Origin of the sequence: Pseudarthrobacter sp. NPDC080039, from assembly GCF_040702335.1 — a bacterium.
Lineage (GTDB): Bacteria > Actinomycetota > Actinomycetes > Actinomycetales > Micrococcaceae > Arthrobacter > Arthrobacter enclensis_A.
Genome location: NZ_JBFBKY010000010.1, coordinates 1 through 17,896 on the forward strand (window position 1 = coordinate 1; position 17,896 = coordinate 17,896).

A 17,896-nucleotide genomic window follows, 5' to 3' on the forward strand; every position below is an offset into this window, starting at 1 on the left:
TGGCAGAGCACGATGGTGGCCCAGGTCATGATGATGCCGACGGAGGCGATGTTCAGCACGATTTCGAAGGCGTCGGCGGGGACGAGGTAGTTCAGTGGGACGCCGAGGAGGGAGACGACGGCGGTGATGGCGATGCCGCCGTAGGGGACGCCTGCTTTGTTCATGCGGGAGGCGAATTTGGGGGCGGAGCCGTTGACGGACATGGAGCGCAGGATCCGGCCGGTGGAGTAGAGCCCGGCGTTCAGGGAGGACAGGGCTGCGGTGAGGACGACGAGGTTCATGATGACGTCCACGCCCTGGACGCCGATGGAGCCGAAGAACGTCACGAAGGGGCTGACGCCTTTTTGGTAGGAGGTGAAGGGCAGCAGCAGGGCCAGCAGGATGACGGAGCCGACGTAGAACACGGCGATGCGGAAGACCACGGAGTTGATGGCCTTGGGCATGATTTTTTCGGGGTTTTCGGTTTCGCCGGCGGCGGTGCCGACCAGTTCGATGGAGGCGTAGGCGAACAGGACGCCCTGCATGAGGATGATCATGGGCAGCAGGCCGTTGGGGAAGATCCCGCCGTTGTCGGAGAGCAGGCTGATGCCGACCTGCTGGCCGGAGATGGGGGTGCCGAAGATGACGAAGTAGGTGCCGATGATCAGGAACGCGACGAGGGCGGCGACCTTGATCAGGGCGAACCAGAATTCCATTTCGCCGAAGACTTTCACGGAGACCAGGTTCAGGGCCAGGACGACGATGAGGGCGGTCAGTGCCCAGGCCCACTGCGGGACGGCGGCCATCCAGGGGATGTAGTTGCCGAAGAAGTGCATGTAGAGGGCGGCGGCGGTGATGTCCACGATGGTGGTGGTGGCCCAGTTGATCCAGTAGAACCAGCCGGAGACGAACGCGGCTTTCTCACCGAAGAATTCACGGGCGTAGGAGACGAACGAGCCTGACGAGGGCCGGTGCAGGACCAGTTCGCCCAGGGCGCGCAGGATCAGGAACGCGAAGAACCCGCACACCGCGTACGCGATGACCAGGGACGGGCCAGCAGCGTTCAGGCGGCCGCCGGCGCCCAGGAACAGGCCGGTACCGATCGCACCACCAATGGCGATCATCTGGATCTGCCGCGGCTTGAGGTTCTTGTGGTAACCCTTGTCCTCCGCGTGCAGGGAGGACTCAGTCGCATGCGCGTGACCACCATCAATAACGTGGTCGAACTCAACCTCTTCATTGGGGTTGTTGGGCATGGGTATTCCTTTCGATCCGGAGGAGATCTTGTTGGATGGGGAAAATTAGAAGACCGACCAGCCGGTGCGGTCGGAGAGGTCGGCCAGGGCTGCGGTGCCGGCCAGGGAGTTTCCCTTGGCGTCCAGGCGGGGGCTCCAGACGCAGATGGAGCACTGGCCAGGGACGATGACCAGGATCCCGCCGCCTACGCCGCTCTTGCCGGGCAGTCCCACCCGGTAGGCGAATTCGCCGGCGGCGTCATACATGCCGCAGGTCAGCATGATGGATCCGATCCGTTTTGCCTCGCTGGGGGAAAGCACGGTGCCGGATGTTCCCTGGCCGTTGTTGGCGAGGAACAGGCCGGCCTTGGCCAGTTGGACGCAGGTCATCATGATGGAGCACTGCCGGACGTAGTTTTCCACCACGACGGCGGCCGGCCGGGTGAGGTTGCCAAAATCCTTCAGGAAGTGCGCCAGGGCCAGGTTGCGGCTGCTGCTGTCCAGCTCGCCGGCGGCGGCCGCTTCATCAATGAACGGACCAGGGCTGCCCGCTTGTTCGGTGAGGAACCGCAGGAGCTGCGTGGCGGCGTCGGGCGTCTCTTCCAGCAGGTGGTCGGTGACCACCAGGGCGCCCGCGTTGATGAAGGGGTTGCGCGGGATGCCCTTCTCGGCTTCCAGCTGGACCAGCGAGTTGAAGGACGTCCCTGACGGTTCGCGCAGCACCCGGGACCAAAGGCCGGCGGACCTGCCGCCCTGCAGGGCCATGGCCAGGGTGAAGACCTTGGAAATGCTTTGGATGGAGAAGGGAACGCCGGCGTCGCCGGAGCTGAAGACCTCCCCGGAGGTGGCGGCGACAGCGATGCCGAAGCGGTCGAACGGGACCGTGGCCAGGAATGGAATGTTTGTGGGGACGCTGCCGGCGTTCTGCCGGGGCCGGTGGCGCCGGACGATGTCCTCGAGGAGGAGGCCAAGTGGCGGTGCGCTGAGTGTGGTGCTCATTTCCTGCCTGAATTGTCGTTGGAGGCGGCCCACTCCTGGATGTGGAGCAGGGCCACCAGTGAATCGCGGGGATTGCCGAAGTCCAGGCCGGTCACCCTGGCCGCCTTGGCAACGCGGTAGTAGACGGTGTTCTTGTGGAGGTTCATGTTCTTGGCGCATTCGGACACGTCGAAGCACGCGTCGAAGTAGGCCCGGAGGGTTGCTGCGAGTTCGGCGTCCTCCTGGAGCAGCGCGGCGAGGCTGCGGTGCCGGAAAGACGAGCTGTGGAAGTTCCGGGCTGCCTCGCGGTAGAGGATTTCCGCCTCGAAATCGTCCACACCGGCCACCGTGCCTTGCGTGGCGTCCCGCACGCACGCCAGCAGGGCCTCGGTGATGCCGGTGACCCGATGGAGGGACAGCAGGTCCTGCGCCAGCGGACCGACGGCGGCGAAGGGAGTGATGCCGAGGTGTTTCCGGGCATCCTTGACCACCGCTTCCGCGAGGGACCTCAGCCCCGCCTCCGCCGTGCCGGATTGGAGGTCCGGCATGATGATGGCCGTGTCACCGTTGAACTGGCCCACGACGGCGGACGCTTTGTACGCGGCGGCGTGGATGGATGCCAGGTTGGCCAGTTCGCCGTGCTTGAGCGCCGCGTCGTCAGCCCGGGAGTCGGCGTCGGACATGCCAATCAGCAGCAGTGCCGCGGGACGCTCCGAGGGGATCTTGCCGCTGTGGGCACTGGCGGCGGCCTCGGCGGGACCCGACAGGATCCGTGCAACCCGGTCCTCCCGCATGTGGACGGACTGCTGGTTGCGGTAGCGGATCAGTTCGGCGGAAACCCTCGCCGCGGACCCGGTGAGGACGTATTCAACGTCGGGGCCGAAGCCGTCTCCGGTCTCCTGCAGCCAGATGTAGCCCATGATCCGTTCACCGGCGAAGAGTGCGATGGCCACCCGTTCACGGAGCCCGTCCTGGGGCCGGGCAGGCACGCGGACGGGCTGCCGGGTGCGGTGCAGCTCGCGGTAGGCGCCCAGATCCTTGAGCAGCAGCTCGTACTTCCGCGGGCCGCGGCGGGACAGGATGGACGCCTTGCGGAGTTCGTCAATGTCATTGGTGACGGTGGAGTACGCCAGGACCTTATTGGCGGCGTCCTCGATGAGCACGTGGCTGGAGGTGAGCCTGGCCGTGGTCTGGGCGATGGCGAACAGGTCTTCCTCAAGCAAGGTGAGGACTTCGCTCTGGTAGCTCCGGGGCTGGATCCTGTCCTGGGCGATGGACAGCAGGCGGTCCCAGTCGGCGGCCGGGTCCACCAACAGGAGGCCCGAGCCGGCGGCCCGCAGGAGCTCTTCCGCCTCGGCCAGGTCTTCGCGGTTGCCCTTGAGGGCCACCACCGGGGGCGGGTCTTTCAGGAGCCGCCGCAGGGCGGGGAGGGCGGAGCGGCCGCGGACGCCGATGAGCAGGACAAAGGCTCCTGCGGCTGCGGGCGCTTCGTCGTCGGCATCGACAATCAGGAACCGTTCAATGGCCGCCGCCGAAGGGGCCGGCCGGAGGATGAGGCTGGCGAAGCCGAGGGGGAGATCCGAGAGGATGTCATCCACCGTAACCGCGGCCATGGGTTGTCCTTTTGCGTCGATCCCGCCGGACGGCTCTGTCCGGTCCCCTCATGCTATCGAGCCCAGGGCGGCCAAAATATGGATCCTCTTCCAAGCGCGGGGGGTAATTTTTGGTCCGCAGTCTGAGGTGCGCCGACAGGCGGGGACACGGTACGTGGATGCCCTTAACACCAAAGGCGGGCCAGCGCATGCTGGCCCGCCTTTGGCCCGGCGTGGTGCCGGTGTGCCGGCGCATGTGGGGTAGAGCTAGATCCAGGCAGGGGCCGCGGGGGCGGGGGTGGTGGATCCGCCGTCGTGGGTTGCCGTAGTGCCGTCCGTGCCGCGGCCGGTGGCCCATTGGGCGATGGCGGCGAGTGAGCCGGACACCACGGTGGGAGACGCAGCCGCGCTGTCACCGAACGACAGGCCGGTGCCGTCCACCTTGATGAGGAGCCCGTTGTCCGTACCTCGGGCGTGCCAGGCGCCGGTGATGTCCGTGAGGAGCCGGGCCAGGACGGGTTCGGGAATGTCCCTGAACGTGGCCCCGTTGCCCAGGTCCACGGCGTGCACCCATACCTCCCGGGTCCGCATCCACACCGTTTCCTCGGCCGGAACCACGCGGCCCTGGACGGTCTTGACCTTGTGGTGCCAGGAGTCGGCGGGAAGGTCGCGCCATTCCACGTTGAGGTGCACTGCCGAGTGGTCGAACAGGTTCCGCAGCGCGATGGGGGAGAGGGTGGCGCCGAAGTCGATCTCGTGGTTGCGGACCTCCACGGAGGGGTACATGGGCGTCTCCACCCCGGTGGCTGCCCACTCCACCAGGCGGGCCACCGCCCGCGCGTTGTAGCCCACGTGGGCTACAACGTGGCGGCGCGACCAGCCCGGCAGCAGCGAGTCCCCGTCCAGGTCAGCGTCGGAGAGCTCGTTGAGCTTGCGGGCGAAGAACGCGGTGCCGCGCCTGGCCTGCAGGAGCCCGTCGAGCAGGACGGGATCGGTGGTCTGGTCGTGCCGGGCGACCATCAGGCTTCCTTGACCACGCGGTTGGTCAGCTGGCCCAGGCCCTCGATGGTGGTGACCAGGACCTGGCCCTCCTGCAGGTAGCGCTTGGGGTCCTGGGCGTGGCCCACTCCGCCGGGGGTGCCGGTGGCGATCACGTCGCCCGGGTTCAGCGTGATGATCGTGGAGATGTAGGAGACCAGGTATTCCGGGGTGAACACCAGGTCCGAGGTGGGGGTGGACTGCTGGACGTCGCCGTCCACTGCCGAGGTCATCAGCGGGCCGGGGGTGAATTCGTCCTGGGTGACCAGGGCCGGGCCGAACGGGGTGGACTTTTCCCAGGTCTTGCCCTGCAGCCACTGGATGGTGCGGAACTGGTAGTCGCGCATGCTGATGTCGTTCAGGACGGCGTATCCGGCGATGTGCGCTGCCGCCTGGGCTTCGGGGATGCGGCGGCCGGTTTTGCCGATGACGACGGCGAGTTCGGCTTCCCAGTCGACGGTGTCCGATTCCTGCGGCAGGGCCAGGTCGTCGTTGGGGCCGATCAGGGATTCGGCGTACTTGGCAAACAGGGTGGGGTGCGCGGGGACTTCGCGCCCCATTTCCTTGATGTGGTTGCGGTAGTTGTGGCCCACGCAGATGATCTTGCCGGGGGAGGGCACGACGGCGGCAAGGTCGGCGCCGTCGAGGGCGTGGGTTGGGCCGCTGGCCGCCTTCGCAATGGTTTCCCAGGCGGGGTCCCGCAGGAGGGCCCCGACGTCGGAGAAGCCTGGAATCTCGGTGAGGGTATCGCCGTCCTGGCGGACCGCCGTCGTGCTGCCGTTGTCCAGGCGGAGGGTGAGGAGTTTCATTACTTGGTGCGTCCTTCGATGTAGGTGCGGTTGAAGTTCAGGCGCTCAAAGATGGGGGCGTCGCTGAACCGGAACAGGTCAAATTCGGATTCGGCCTGCAGGGACCAGGCGGCCCAGGACGGGACCACGAAGAGGTCCCCCTTGGCCAGGGCCCTGGTTTCGCCGTTCAGGGTCACGGTGCCGGCGCCTTCGAAGACCTGCCAGACGCTCGAGCCCACCTCGCGGACTGTTTCGGTCCAGGCGCCGGCGCGGAGCCGGTGGAACTCGGCGCGGATGGTGGGCATGACGTCGCCGCCGGTGGTGGGGTTGGTGTAGCGGATGGCGGCGTGGCCCTGGGAAACCGTGGCCGGGTGGCCCTCGTCCTCCAGCAGCAGCTGCTCGCGCAGGGCGGCGTCGGTGTACTTCCACCGGTACGCGGCGATGGGGGAGTTGGTGGTGTTTTCCAGGCCGGAAAGCGGGCGCAGGCCGGGGTGGGCCCACAGCCGTTCGGAACGGGAGATATCAGGGGTGGCCTCGTCCGTGACGCGTTCGGTGCCGAACTCGAAGAACCCGGCATCCGCGTAATGAACGAACGGGATGTCCAGGCCGTCGATCCAGGCCATCGGTTCATCGGTGTCGTTGTGGTGGCCGTGGAAGTTCCAGCCCGGGGTGAGCAGGAAGTCGCCGCGGGACATCCGGACCGGATCGCCGTTCACCACGGTCCACACGCCCTCGCCTTCGACGACGAAGCGGAAGGCGTTCTGGGAGTGGCGGTGTTCCGGGGCGGTTTCGCGCCCGCCCAGGTACTGGATGGCAGCCCAGAGCGTGGGGGTGGCGTACGGGGTGCCGCCCAGGCCCGGGTTGGCCAGGGCGATGGCGCGCCGTTCACCGCCGCGGCCCACCGGCACCAGGTCCCCGGCGCGGGCAGCCAGCGGGTACAGGTCGTTCCACCGCCACACGTGCGGCACCGCCTTGGGCGACGGGACCATGGGCATCAGGTCCGCGATCTCCGTCCACAGCGGAATCAGGTTCTCCTGGTCGAAATCCCGGTACAGCTGCTCCAGCTGGGCAGCCTCCTCCGGGGTGGGCGCGGGAACATGCTGTTCCTGCGCGACGGACTGGTGTGTTTGGTTTTCAGCGCTGATCGACACTGGCCATCTCCTTGCTGCGGACTGATTGCGACGTGGATTCGACCCTAAGGAAACAGCGCTGTGATCCCCAGCATATTCTGTACAGCAGAAAGAGCTGAGGACTTGGTTCAGCCGGTTGCGCCGCCATCCGCCGGATTGGCTGCGATGTCCAGCTCCAGCTGGCGCCGGGTTTCCAGCATGACGCCCACCAGCCCGGCATCGAACAGCGGCCGGAACCTGGCAACGGGGGTGGCCACGCTCAGGGCGCCAACCACCATTCCCTTGCCGTTGTGCAGCGCCATCCCGAAGGCGCTGATGCCTTCCTCGGTGCCCTCGAAGTTGGCGGCAAAGCCGTTGGCCCGTACGGACTCAAGCTCGCGCAGGAAAGCCGGGTACTCGGCGTCGGAAATGTAATCACCGGCGAGCTCCGCGTTGGGGGTGCGGAACAGTTGTTCCAGCATGGCCGGATCCAGTTCGGCCAGGATGGCCTTCCCGCCCGATGCCCGGTGCGCCGGCAGCAGGGTGCCCTGGCGGTCGCCAACGCGCAGGATGTTGCTGCTTTCCACCGTGTCCAGGAAGCGGACTTTGGTGCCCACCCGGATCATAAGGTTGACGGTCTCGTTGGTGCGCGCACACAGGAGCTCCATGTGCGGCCGTGCGATGTCCCGCAGCTGCCGCGTCCAGCTGAAGCCGGCCGGCCCCGCCCCCATGGCCGGCCCGGGAACGTACCGCCGGGTTTCATCCTGGACCGCGAAACCCCGGTACACCAGCATGGCCAGGAGCCGGTGGGCGGTGGATGGGGCCACCCCCAGTTCCGCCGCGGCATCCTTGAGCCGCAGGCTGCCCACGTCCCGCAGGAGCTGGAGGAGCTGCAGGGCGTTGTCCACCGCTTCGATGGAGTAAGTAGGTTTCCGCCGGGCCGGAAGATTCTGCATAACAGAATATTATGGGCGGGCCCCCGGGCTGCCAGCACAGTGGTGGGATGAATCACACAACTTCCGCTGCAGCGCCGCAGCGCACGGCCGCCCCCGCTCCGGGCGCAGGCCGTTCCGGGTTTCCCCGGCGTTCCGTGCTCGCCGTACTGGTGTGCTGGCTGCTGGTCGTTTTCGACGGGTATGACCTGATCGTTTACGGCACGGTCCAGGGCTCACTCATCAGCGACACCGGCTGGGGCCTGACCAAGGCCACGGCCGGAACCATCGGCTCGATGGCTTTTGTCGGCATGATGATCGGCGCGGTCTTCGCCGGCCGCATGTCCGATACCTGGGGCCGGCGCCGCACCATTATCGGCTGCGCCGTCGTGTTCTCCGTCTTCACCATCCTTTGCGCCTTCGCTCCCAGCGCACCCGTGTTCGGCGGCCTTCGCCTGCTGGCAGGCATTGGCCTGGGCGGCCTGGTGCCGTCGGCGAATGCCCTTGTGGCTGAACTGGTTCCGGAAAAGTGGCGGTCCACCATCGCCACCCTGATGATGTCCGGCGTGCCCATCGGCGGCTCCATCGCCGCCCTTGTGGGCATCCCGCTGATTCCTGCCTTTGGCTGGCCCGTGATGTTCCTGGTGGCCATGGTGGCCCTGGCGGTGGTGATCCCGCTGGGTCTTCGCTACCTGCCGGAGACCCTTGCTCCCGCACGCAGTGGCGGAGCCGGGGACGGCGCCAAGGAATCCCCGGGCTTCGGCTCCCTGCTCCGGGCCCCCTACCTGGGAATCAGCCTGCTGTTTGCCATCGGCACCCTGGTGACCCTCTTCGCCTGGTACGGGCTGGGGACCTGGCTGCCCAACCTCATGCAAATGGCCGGCTACAACCTCGGTTCCGCGCTGACATTCGCGCTGGCGCTCAACCTGGGCGCAGTGGCGGGCTCGGTCCTCACCGCATGGGCCGGCACCAGGTTCGGCCCCATCCCCACGGCCATCGCGGCAGCTGCCGTGGCCGCCGTCGGACTGCTGGTCCTGGTGACCGGGCCGCCCGTCGCCGTCGTCTACCTCATGCTGGTGCTCGCCGGTGTGGGAACGCACGGGACGCAGTGCCTGATCATCGCGGCAGTGGCCAGCCACTACCCGGCACACCTTCGCGGCACCGCCCTGGGCTGGGCGCTGGGCGTGGGCAGGATCGGCGCCGTCGCCGCTCCGCAGGCCGGCGGGCTTCTTCTCGCCGCGGGCCTGGGCGTCAATTCCAACTTCCTGGCCTTCGCGGCAGCAGCAGCCGCAGCGGCGGTCCTGATCGCCGCCGTCGGCGCCAAAATCAAGAAATCAACAGCAGTAGGAGTTTCCAATGTCTAACGTCAAAGAGTCCACCGATGTCCTCGTGGTGGGCGGTGGGATGGCCGGGCTGGCCGGGGCGCTGGCCCTGCGCGAAAACGGCGCCGACGTCACCCTCGTGGAAGTTGCACCGGCCTTCGGCGAAGTGGGGGCGGGCCTGCAGATGGCACCCAACGCTTCCCGCGTCCTCAAGCGCTGGGGCCTGCTGGAAAAGGCCCTGGAAATCGGCGTCCAGCCCAAGCACCTGGTGTTCCGCGACGCGGTCACGGGGGAGGAACTGACCCGCCAGACCTTGGGCGGCGAGTTCGAGGAGCGCTACGGCGCCCCCTACGTGGTGATCCACCGCAGCGACCTGCACCGGATCCTGCTGGAGGCCTGCCAGGCGGCCGGCGTCACCCTGGTGAACGACGTCCTGGTGCAGAAGGTGGAAACCGACGGTGACCGCGCCCGCGCCTACAGCGCCAAGGGCGAGGTCTTCGAAGCTGACGCCATCCTGGCCGCGGACGGTCTGAAGTCCACCCTCCGCGGGACCGTCGCCAATGACGGTCCCGTGAACTCCGCCTACGTGGCCTACCGCGGCACCGTTCCCATCACGGAGGAGACCCCCGCTACGGACCTGGAGGACGTCATCGTCTACCTCGGCCCGAACTGCCACCTGGTCCAGTACCCGCTCCGGAAGGGCCAGCTGCTCAACACCGTGGCAGTGTTCAAGTCCCCCTCGTTCGAACGCGGCGAAGAGCAGTACGGCGGCGTGGATGAACTCCAGGCCGCGTACAAGGACTGTGTGCCCGCCGTGCAGGAAGCCCTGAAGAACCTGGCCACGGGCATCCGCTGGCCCATGTACGACCGCGATCCCATCGAGAACTGGGTTGCGGGCCGGATGGCACTCATTGGCGATGCCGCCCACCCCATGCTGCAGTACCTGGCGCAGGGTGCCTGCCAGGCGCTGGAGGACGCGGCCGTGCTGCAGGATGCCGCCCGCAACCGGGTCTTCACGCCGGAAGGCATCGACGCCGGCGCCTGGGAAGCCGCCTTCCGCGACTTCAACGAGGAGCGCGCCGCCCGCACGGCACGCGTCCAGCGCACCGCCCGGATCTGGGGCGAGTCCTGGCACGTGGACGGCGTGGCACGCGTCCTGCGGAACATGCTGTTCAAGAGCCGCGGCGACAACAACTTCCAGTACAACGACTGGCTGTACGGCCGTAACGAGCCCGGCGCTCCCGCCGAGGTTCCGGCCGGCGCGGTACTGGCCGGGGCCTAAGCACCGCAAGGCAAGGCGGGCGTACGACGGCGGGTGGGTCCCGCCGTCGTACGCCCGCCTTATATATGGGCCGGCGCGTTCAACCCCATCGACTGCTCCCTATTTGTCGTTTTGACCCCTGAAAACGACAAGTACGGAGCAATCGATGAGGTCAGGCCGGTGCGGGTCCCGTCGATTCCCGGACGGTCAGGTGGGTGGGCATCACGGCCAGCTGCCGGCTGGCACTTCCGGAAAGGGGATTGAGCTGGGCCAGCAGCATGGATACGGCCACCCTGCCTGCCTGCTCGATGGGGCTGGAGATGGTGGTCAGGGGTGGGTTGCAGAAGTCCGCGCCGAAGATGTCGTCCGAGCCAATGATGCTCATGTCCGCGGGCACGCGGATGCCCCGCGCCTGGAGCCGCTGGAGCATGCCAATGGCCAGCAGGTCATTGAAGACGATGCAGGCCGTTGCCCCCGTCCTGACGGCTGCGTCCGCCGCGGCCGCGCCCGACGTCGTCTTGGGGGTGTAGGGGCCAATGCGGTGGACCTCCATGCCGCGTTTGGTCGCGTCCTCCTCGAACACTTTCCACCGCATCTGGTTGGACCAGGAGGTGGGCGGCCCTGCGACGTAGCAGACCTTGTGGTGGCCCAGCGAGGCCAGGTGCTCCAGGGCCTGGATGATGGCGGACGGCGTATCGATCATGACCGTCGGGGCGCTGGTGGAAGCGCGGTTGAACGTGACCAGGGGCTGTGACTGCGAAACTTCGGCAAGCTGCGCGTCCGTCAGGCGGGACGCCGCGAGGATGAAGCCGTCGGCGGATTTACGCATTTTATGCAGCGCGTCCAGTTCCATCTCGCTGGACTCCTCGGTGTCCACCAGGAGCTGGGTTACGCCCGCTGCCTTGAGTTGGTGCTGCGTGCCCCGGATGATGTCGAAGTAGAACGGGTTGGTGATGTCCGGCACCAGGACAGCCACCGCATTGGTCCGGCCCGAGCTGAGGCCGCGGGCCTGTGAGCTGGGCACGTAGTTGAGTTCGGCTGCCGCTTCTTCGATCCGCAGGCGGGTGCGGGGATTCACCCTGTCCGGCCGTGCCAGGGCGCGCGAAACAGTAGAGGTGGCTACCCCTGCCAGCTCGGCAACGTCGCGGATGGTGGGCGGGCGGTCCCGCTGAAGGCCGGTACCAAGGCCGGTCGGGGCTGACGCCTCAGTTGCTGGGTCTGCCATCGCTGGGCCTTCCTCGCGGACCGGCATGAACCGGCCAAATGGGGTTTCCAAGGCTACCTGTTTGCGGAGCCCGGTGAACTCAATCTGAGCACTTTTGGCAATTTTTGGCAACCGCTTGCCATTCTCGTTGCCATCTTCCTAGACTGACTTTCGAGTCGCCTGCAGTGATTTCCGCCACAGGACGGATGTGGCCATGTGGGTGTCCTAGAGGAGAAAAACAATGAGGTTTAAATCGACTACTGGGCTCGCGGCAGTTGTCACGGCTGCAGCGCTCGCCCTGACCGGTTGTGGATCCGGAGGCTCCGGCAGCAGCGGAGGCTCAACCAATGCGAATGGGAAAGTTGACGGTACGGGCAAGACCCTCAACGTCCTGGTCGGCGTGCAGACCCAGTACCCCGAGCAGCAGAAGCAGTGGCAGAGTGATATCGCCGCCAAGTTCAAGGCCCAGACCGGGGCCGACGTGAAATTCGAAACCTTCGCCTCGGCCAATGACGAGCTCACCCGGATCCAGACCTCGGTGGTATCAGGCCAGGGCCCGGACATCTACGGACTCGGCACCACCTTCACCCCCACGGCCTACGCCACCAAAGCATTCGTCACCCTGTCGGATGACGACTGGAAGGCAGTAGGCGGCAAGGACCGCTTCAACCAGGCCGCCTTGGGAATTTCCGGGCCGGACAAGGACCACATGGCCGGCATCCCCTTCGTCAGCCGTCCGTTCGTGATGGCCTATAACAAGGACCTGCTGGCCGCAGCCGGCATCGACAAGCCCGCCACCAGCTGGGACGAACTGGCAGCCCAGGCCAAGAAGATGACCAAGGGGGACACCTACGGCATCGCCACCGGCTACAAGGACAACTACGACCCCTGGAAGTTCATCTGGGCCATGTCCGTCCAGGCCGGAAACCCCCTGGTCGATGGCAACAAGCTGAAGATGGACGATCCCACCGTCAAGAAGGCTTACGAAACCTACTTCGGCTGGCTGACCAACGACAAGGTTGTTGACCCTGCTTCCGTCGGCTGGAGCAACAGCAACGCCGTGGCAGCCTTTGCCAGCGGCAAGGCGGGTTACCTGATGATGACCACCTCCAGCTCCATCCCCACCCTGGACAAGTCGGCAGTTGCCGGAAAGTACCAATACACCGTGATGCCCACCATCGCACCGGGTGAAACGCAGTCCAAGTCCGACGCCCCCGCCGCCAGCATCCTTTCGGGCGACAACCTGGTGGTGGCTGACTACTCGAAGCAGAAGGACCTGGCCTTCGCCTACATCAATCTCATCACCTCCAAGGACGAGCAGCTGAACTACCAGAAGATCTTCGGCGACCTGCCTGCCAACGCTGAGGCCCTCGCCAGCCTGACCGATCCCAAGCTCAAGCCGGTTGCAGACGCCGCTGCCAAGTCCAAGGCAACGCCGTTCACCGGAGCCTGGGGCGACATCCAGCTGGGCCTGCTCAACGTCACGGTGCAGTCCATTCCGGACCTGGCCGCCGGCAAGGTGGACGAGTCCGCCCTCGACCAAAGGATCAAGGACGCCCAGAACAAGGGCCAGGCTTCCCTGGACCGGGCCTCCAAAGGATAGGTTCTGATGTCAACCGACGCCTCCCATGAAGTCCGGCTTGCGGCGGATACCGCCGCAAGCCGGGCGCCCCGGAATACCGACGACGCCGGGCAGCAGCCCGGGCACAAGGGCGGTCCGCGCCGCAAGGGCCTGAGCGAACGCAACCGCCCGCTCTGGATGTTGATCCCGGGCGGAGCCTTGATGATCATCATCATCGTGGTCCCGCTGCTGCTGGGCATCTACATGTCCGTCCTCAACCTGGACCAGTACACCCTGCGGAAATGGATCAGCGCACCGCTCATCGGCGCTGAGAACTTCGTGGAAGCTGTCACGGACTCGCCCCTGCTCCACGCCGTCTGGCTCAGCGTCAGCTACTCGCTGCTGGCCATGGTGGTGACGCTGCCCCTGGGCGTCGCCGCCGCGGTGGCCACGCAGAACGCGTTCAAGGGCAGGGCGGTAATACGCTCCATCTTCCTTATCCCCTATGTGCTTCCGTCCTTTGTGGTGGCAACGGTCTGGCGGACCATGCTCCAGCCCGGCGGAATCGTGGACGAGGCTCTGGCAACGGTCGGCATCCACGTAGGCCTGTGGCTCAATGGGCCGCAGACCTTCTGGACGCTGGTCCTGGTCCAGATCTGGGCCTCCTGGCCGTTCATTTACCTGCTGGCTCTGTCCGGCCTGCAGTCCGTGGACCACGAGGTGCACGAGGCCTCCGCCCTGGACGGGGCGCTGTGGTGGAACAAGTTGCGGTACGTGGTCTTCCCTTACCTGAAGGGCCCGCTGTCGCTGGCCTTCCTGATCGGGATGCTGCACCACATCAACAACTTCACCCTCCCGTTCGTGCTGTTCGGCGTCCCGGCCCCGTCCGACGTCGAAGTCCTTCCCATCCTGACCTACGTCACGAGCTTCCAGAGCTTCCGGTTTGGCCTGAGCGCCGCCATGGCCTTCATCTCCCTGGTGCTCATCGCCATCCCGCTGTTCGTCTACCTGCGTGCCGTCAAGCTTGACGACGCCGATACACCAGGAGGCAAGAAATGAGCACCACCACAGCCACACGGCAGAGTCCGGCCACCGTCCAGGTGGACCGTCCGGGTTCGCACCGCCAGCACGAGGTGCTGCGGCTCCTCCCGGGACCCCTGTTGGTTATCGTCCTGGTATTCCTGGGCGCACTTGTCCTGGTTCCGGTGCTGTACATCTTCCTGGCCTCGGTGAACTCGGACATCGGGGTGGCAAACGGCGAGTTCTGGCCGTCCACGGTCACGTTCGAGAACTACTCGAAGATCTGGACCAGCGTCGGCCTTGCCACCGGCCTGACCAACAGTGTCCTGGTGGCCGGCGCGACCGCGGTGGTCTCCGCTGCACTGTCCGTCTCCACCGCGTTCGTCCTGGTCCGCTACACCTTCCGCGGGCGGCTGAGCATCCTGCGGGGCCTCCTGGCGCTGCAGTCCGTGCCGGGAACCCTGATGGTGCTGCCGGTCTTCGTCCTGTTTTCCTCGGCGGCAACCTACCTGGGAATCCAGGTGATCGGCACCCAGTGGGGGCTGTTCGTCACCTACCTGACGTTCGCCATGCCGTTCTCCACCTGGGTGATGGTCACCTACCTCCGCGGGCTTCCCAAGGAACTGGAAGAGGCGGCAAGGATCGACGGCGCGTCCAACCTGGGAGTGCTTTTCCGGATCATCCTCCCGCTGAGCTGGCCCGGCATTGTCGTCTCCGGCATCTTCGCGTTCCTGCTCGGCTGGAATGACGTGCTCTTTGCCTCGGTGATGACACGCCCCGAAAGCCAGACCGCCGCCGTCGCACTCCAGATCTTTGGTGCCTCGCAGGAAGGCGGCGCCATTCCCTACTACGGCCAGATGATGGCGGCGGCGCTGGTATGTGCCGCACCAGTGGTCATTCTTTACCTGATTTTCCAGCGTTACCTAGTAGGCGGGCTGACCGCCGGAGGAGTTAAATAACCATGGTTTCGACCACCCAGGTCACGTGGCAGCTGTCAGGATTCGGCGACGAGATCGACGACGACCCCGCAGTCCAGATCGCGGTGCTGCAGGCGCTCGGCGCCAACCACATCGAGGTCCGCAGCGCGTGGGGCACCAACATCGTGGACCTCAACGACGACCAGCTCCAGGCCCTGGCCACCCTGCTGAACGAAAAGGGCATGCAGGTCTCGGCCATCGCATCCCCCATCGGGAAGGTGGACGTCAGCCTCCCCGTGGAACACGAAGTGGAGCGGCTGCGCCGGGCGGTCAACGCCGCTAAGGTCCTGGGTGCGAAGTACATCCGCATCTTCTCCTTCTACTACGGGGAGTCCGTGCCGGTGGAGAGCATCCGCGACGCCGTCATGGAGCGAATGCGGGCGCTCGCCGATGTCGCTGAGGAAGCCGGCGTAATCCTCCTGCATGAAAACGAAAAGGACATCTTCGGGGACGTCCCGGACCGGGTCCTGGACATCATCGAGACCGTCAACTCTCCCGCCCTGAAGGTGGCCTGGGACGCCGCCAACTTCGTCCAGGTGGGGGTCAAACCCTTCGATGAGGGCTACGCGAAACTCCGCCCGCACCTGGAGTACCTGCAGGTCAAGGACGCCCTCTTCGCCAACGCCCACGTTGTTCCGGCCGGTGAGGGGGACGGGGACGTGCTCCGCACCGTCGAGGCGCTGAAGGCCGATGGCTACCAGGGCTTCGCCTCCCTGGAACCGCACCTGGCCGGTGCCCACGGCCTGGGCGGGTTCTCCGGCCCCACCGCCTTCGGCATTGCAGCACGAGCCTTCGCAAAAGTCACCGCAGAAGCAGGAGTCCAGACCGCATGAGCACCCTGAACGTAGCCATCACCGGGTGCGGCGTCATTGGCCGCACCCACGCCGTAGCCCTCCAGTCATTCCCGGAGGTGCGCATTGTCGCCCTCGTCGACGCCATCCCGGCGGCGGCCGAAGCGCTCGCCGACTTCATTGAGCAGCAGGGCAGCCAGCGGCCGCCGCAGTTCACCACGCTGGCGGACGCCTTCGCGGCGGAGGACATCGACCTCGTGGCGCTGGCAACTCCCAGCGGCCTCCACATCCAGCAGGGCCTGGAAGTCCTGGCCGCGGGCAAGCACGTAGTGATCGAAAAGCCCCTCGATGTGGACCTGACGCGGGCCCAGGAAATTGAAGCCGCGGCCAAGGAAGCGGCAGGCAAGGGAATCGTGGCCTCGGTCATCAGCCAGCACCGGTTCGACCAATCCAGCGTGGCTGTCGCGGACGCCGTCGCCAAGGGCCGCTTGGGCCGGCTGACGTCGGCCATCGCGTCCGTGGCCTGGTGGCGCAGCCAAGGCTATTACGACTCCGGCGACTGGCGCGGCACCTGGGCCATGGACGGCGGCGGCGCCCTCATGAACCAGGGCGTCCACACGGTGGACCTGCTGCTCTGGTTCATGGGACGCCCAGTGGAAATCCACGCGCACACCGCCCGGCTGGCGCACGACCGCATCGAAGTGGAAGACACCGCCGTTGCCACCGTCACCTTCGAAAACGGCGGACTGGCAGTCCTGCACGCCACCACCGCCGCCTACCCCGGGCTGACCGTCCGCGTCCAGCTCATGGGATCCGAAGGATCGGCCGTCGTGGACAACGACCGGCTGCAGTACTTCCACAGCAGGGACGCCGGGGGCGAGTCCGCGGACATGGGCCTCCAGGGCGGGGGCAACCAGGCGGATGAGGAACTGGCCAAGTACCCGGAGGAGGACTACAAGGCCGCGGACCCCACCACGTACCCTGCCGGGCACGTCCGGCAGTACCGGGACATCCTGGCCGCCATCGCAGCGGGGCGGCAGCCCGGTGTCACGGTCAGTGACGCGGTCAACGCGCTCGCCGCCGTGCGTTCCGTCTACGTCTCCGCCACCCTCGGCCAGCCCGTCCTTTTCGACGATGTCCTGGCGGGCAAGTACAACGACCTCGAAGTCCGCACCGGCACCGCGGCAGAAAGCGCCTGAGGCCATGAAGTTTTCAGTATTCACTGCATCAACCCCCGAGTGGACACCTGAAGAGGCGGTCCAGCACCTCGCAGAGCAGGGCTGGGACGGCGTCGAATGGCGCATCACCGACCAGGCCGACGCCGCCGAACCGGGCTTCTGGGCCGGCAACAGGGCCACTGTCCCGCTGGCCGGAATGGAAGACCACCTGGACCGCATCGCTGCAATCACCGGCGGTGCCGGACTACAGTTCTCCGGCATCGGAGGGTACGCACGGTGCGACAACCACGCGGACGTGGACCGCATGCTCACCGCCACTGCCCGGCTGGGCGCGGAAAAGGTCCGGGTGACCACCCTTCCACTGGGCACCGCGGCGTGGGGCAACGAGCCGGCCAGCGGCACGCCCTACCCGGAGCTCTTTGCCGCAGCCCGCCGCGATTTCGAGTGGATCGCCGAGCGGGCTGCGCACCACGGCGTGAAGGCCCTGGTGGAGCTGCACCACCGGACCATCACCGCTTCCGCGTCCTCAGCGCTCCGGCTGCTCGAAGGGCTGGACCCGCAGCACGTTGGAGTCATCCACGACCTGGGCAATCTCCTCATTGAAGGACAGGAGGACTACCTTCCCGCCTTCGAACTCCTCGGCGACTACCTGGCCCACGTGCACGTCAAGAACGCGGTCTGGGTCAACAGCGGGGACACCGATGAGTCCGGCGCCGCCGTCTACCGCAACGAGTGGGCTCCGCTCCGTTCGGGCCAGGGCAGCGTGCTTCAGTACTTCAAGGCGCTCGCAGCCTTCGGGTATGACGGGTGGGTCACCGTGGAGGACTTCTCCACCGAACTCCCGTTAGCCGAACGTACTGCGGACAACCTTGACTACCTCCGCTCCACGGCCGCCCTGGCAGGGCTCTCCGTCGCGGCAGGGAGGCGTTGA

The 17,896-nt window shown here is 66.5% G+C and carries 16 protein-coding genes; 8 read left to right on the forward strand and 8 right to left on the reverse strand.

All coding sequences use genetic code 11. The features are described 5' to 3' along the window. From AB0313_RS12635 to AB0313_RS12665, 7 genes are all read right to left on the reverse strand, one after another. On the reverse strand, window positions 1-1,235 hold a 1,235-nt coding region (locus AB0313_RS12635; protein WP_366305866.1), incomplete at its 3' end, for an amino acid permease. A gap of 45 nt (window positions 1,236-1,280) precedes the next feature. Then, window positions 1,281-2,213 (reverse strand): glutaminase, encoded by a 933-nt coding sequence (locus AB0313_RS12640; RefSeq protein WP_366305868.1) that lies wholly within the window; start codon window positions 2,211-2,213, stop codon window positions 1,281-1,283. Next, window positions 2,210-3,805, reverse strand: coding sequence for a helix-turn-helix domain-containing protein (locus tag AB0313_RS12645; RefSeq protein ID WP_366305870.1), 1,596 nt, complete (start codon window positions 3,803-3,805; stop codon window positions 2,210-2,212). The genes AB0313_RS12640 and AB0313_RS12645 overlap by 4 nt, the downstream gene beginning before the upstream one ends. Before the next feature lie 246 nt (window positions 3,806-4,051). Then, a complete protein-coding gene (locus tag AB0313_RS12650; RefSeq protein ID WP_366305872.1) occupies window positions 4,052-4,804 on the reverse strand; it encodes a maleylpyruvate isomerase family mycothiol-dependent enzyme in 753 nt (250 codons plus the stop codon). Then, window positions 4,804-5,631 (reverse strand): fumarylacetoacetate hydrolase family protein, encoded by an 828-nt coding sequence (locus AB0313_RS12655; protein WP_366305874.1) that lies wholly within the window; start codon window positions 5,629-5,631, stop codon window positions 4,804-4,806. The genes AB0313_RS12650 and AB0313_RS12655 overlap by 1 nt, the downstream gene beginning before the upstream one ends. Beyond that, entirely contained in the window at window positions 5,631-6,761 is a 1,131-nt protein-coding gene (locus tag AB0313_RS12660; protein ID WP_366305876.1) for a cupin domain-containing protein, read from the reverse strand. The genes AB0313_RS12655 and AB0313_RS12660 overlap by 1 nt, the downstream gene beginning before the upstream one ends. Window positions 6,762-6,868: 107 nt before the next feature. Continuing rightward, complete coding sequence (locus tag AB0313_RS12665; RefSeq protein WP_366305878.1) at window positions 6,869-7,675, reverse strand: IclR family transcriptional regulator; 807 nt, start codon at window positions 7,673-7,675, stop codon at window positions 6,869-6,871. A gap of 47 nt (window positions 7,676-7,722) precedes the next feature. On the opposite strand from AB0313_RS12665, the gene AB0313_RS12670 reads away from it, so the two are divergent. Continuing rightward, complete coding sequence (locus tag AB0313_RS12670) at window positions 7,723-9,015, forward strand: aromatic acid/H+ symport family MFS transporter (RefSeq protein ID WP_366305880.1); 1,293 nt, start codon at window positions 7,723-7,725, stop codon at window positions 9,013-9,015. Then, window positions 9,008-10,255, forward strand: a complete 1,248-nt coding sequence (locus AB0313_RS12675) for an FAD-dependent oxidoreductase (protein WP_366305882.1) — start codon at window positions 9,008-9,010, stop codon at window positions 10,253-10,255. Before AB0313_RS12670 ends, AB0313_RS12675 begins: the two co-directional genes overlap by 8 nt. Window positions 10,256-10,406: 151 nt before the next feature. Here the strand turns inward: AB0313_RS12675 and AB0313_RS12680 are convergent, their stop codons facing one another. Then, window positions 10,407-11,459, reverse strand: coding sequence for a LacI family DNA-binding transcriptional regulator (locus AB0313_RS12680; RefSeq protein WP_366305884.1), 1,053 nt, complete (start codon window positions 11,457-11,459; stop codon window positions 10,407-10,409). Window positions 11,460-11,679: 220 nt separating this feature from the next. Here AB0313_RS12680 and AB0313_RS12685 point away from each other — a divergent pair, with 220 nt between their 5' ends. Genes AB0313_RS12685 through AB0313_RS12710 form a run of 6 tightly spaced genes read left to right on the forward strand, consistent with a single transcriptional unit; the run spans window position 11,680 to window position 17,896 of the window. Continuing rightward, window positions 11,680-13,041, forward strand: a complete 1,362-nt coding sequence (locus tag AB0313_RS12685; RefSeq protein WP_174237541.1) for an extracellular solute-binding protein — start codon at window positions 11,680-11,682, stop codon at window positions 13,039-13,041. Window positions 13,042-13,047: 6 nt separating this feature from the next. Next, complete coding sequence (locus AB0313_RS12690; protein WP_141943800.1) at window positions 13,048-14,058, forward strand: sugar ABC transporter permease; 1,011 nt, start codon at window positions 13,048-13,050, stop codon at window positions 14,056-14,058. Next, window positions 14,055-14,978 carry a carbohydrate ABC transporter permease gene (locus AB0313_RS12695; RefSeq protein ID WP_331324908.1) on the forward strand — a complete coding sequence of 308 codons (924 nt, stop codon included), beginning with the start codon at window positions 14,055-14,057 and terminating at the stop codon, window positions 14,976-14,978. Before AB0313_RS12690 ends, AB0313_RS12695 begins: the two co-directional genes overlap by 4 nt. 2 nt (window positions 14,979-14,980) lie before the next feature. Beyond that, window positions 14,981-15,829 (forward strand): sugar phosphate isomerase/epimerase family protein, encoded by an 849-nt coding sequence (locus AB0313_RS12700; protein WP_141943796.1) that lies wholly within the window; start codon window positions 14,981-14,983, stop codon window positions 15,827-15,829. After that, window positions 15,826-16,986, forward strand: a complete 1,161-nt coding sequence (locus tag AB0313_RS12705; RefSeq protein ID WP_366305887.1) for a Gfo/Idh/MocA family oxidoreductase — start codon at window positions 15,826-15,828, stop codon at window positions 16,984-16,986. The genes AB0313_RS12700 and AB0313_RS12705 overlap by 4 nt, the downstream gene beginning before the upstream one ends. A gap of 4 nt (window positions 16,987-16,990) precedes the next feature. After that, window positions 16,991-17,896 (forward strand): sugar phosphate isomerase/epimerase family protein, encoded by a 906-nt coding sequence (locus tag AB0313_RS12710; protein ID WP_366305889.1) that lies wholly within the window; start codon window positions 16,991-16,993, stop codon window positions 17,894-17,896.

Excerpts from the sequence above, each read along its gene's own strand:
- AB0313_RS12640 (WP_366305868.1), bottom strand. The coding sequence starts at position 2,213 with ATGAGCACCACACTCAGCGCACCGCCACTTGGCCTCCTCCTCGAGGAC.
- AB0313_RS12645 (WP_366305870.1), bottom strand. The coding sequence starts at position 3,805 with ATGGCCGCGGTTACGGTGGATGACATCCTCTCGGATCTCCCCCTCGGC.
- AB0313_RS12650 (WP_366305872.1), bottom strand. The coding sequence starts at position 4,804 with ATGGTCGCCCGGCACGACCAGACCACCGATCCCGTCCTGCTCGACGGG.
- AB0313_RS12655 (WP_366305874.1), bottom strand. The coding sequence starts at position 5,631 with ATGAAACTCCTCACCCTCCGCCTGGACAACGGCAGCACGACGGCGGTC.
- AB0313_RS12665 (WP_366305878.1), bottom strand. The coding sequence starts at position 7,675 with ATGCAGAATCTTCCGGCCCGGCGGAAACCTACTTACTCCATCGAAGCG.
- AB0313_RS12670 (WP_366305880.1), top strand. The coding sequence starts at position 7,723 with ATGAATCACACAACTTCCGCTGCAGCGCCGCAGCGCACGGCCGCCCCC.
- AB0313_RS12675 (WP_366305882.1), top strand. The coding sequence starts at position 9,008 with ATGTCTAACGTCAAAGAGTCCACCGATGTCCTCGTGGTGGGCGGTGGG.
- AB0313_RS12680 (WP_366305884.1), bottom strand. The coding sequence starts at position 11,459 with ATGGCAGACCCAGCAACTGAGGCGTCAGCCCCGACCGGCCTTGGTACC.
- AB0313_RS12685 (WP_174237541.1), top strand. The coding sequence starts at position 11,680 with ATGAGGTTTAAATCGACTACTGGGCTCGCGGCAGTTGTCACGGCTGCA.
- AB0313_RS12690 (WP_141943800.1), top strand. The coding sequence starts at position 13,048 with ATGTCAACCGACGCCTCCCATGAAGTCCGGCTTGCGGCGGATACCGCC.
- AB0313_RS12695 (WP_331324908.1), top strand. The coding sequence starts at position 14,055 with ATGAGCACCACCACAGCCACACGGCAGAGTCCGGCCACCGTCCAGGTG.
- AB0313_RS12700 (WP_141943796.1), top strand. The coding sequence starts at position 14,981 with ATGGTTTCGACCACCCAGGTCACGTGGCAGCTGTCAGGATTCGGCGAC.
- AB0313_RS12705 (WP_366305887.1), top strand. The coding sequence starts at position 15,826 with ATGAGCACCCTGAACGTAGCCATCACCGGGTGCGGCGTCATTGGCCGC.
- AB0313_RS12710 (WP_366305889.1), top strand. The coding sequence starts at position 16,991 with ATGAAGTTTTCAGTATTCACTGCATCAACCCCCGAGTGGACACCTGAA.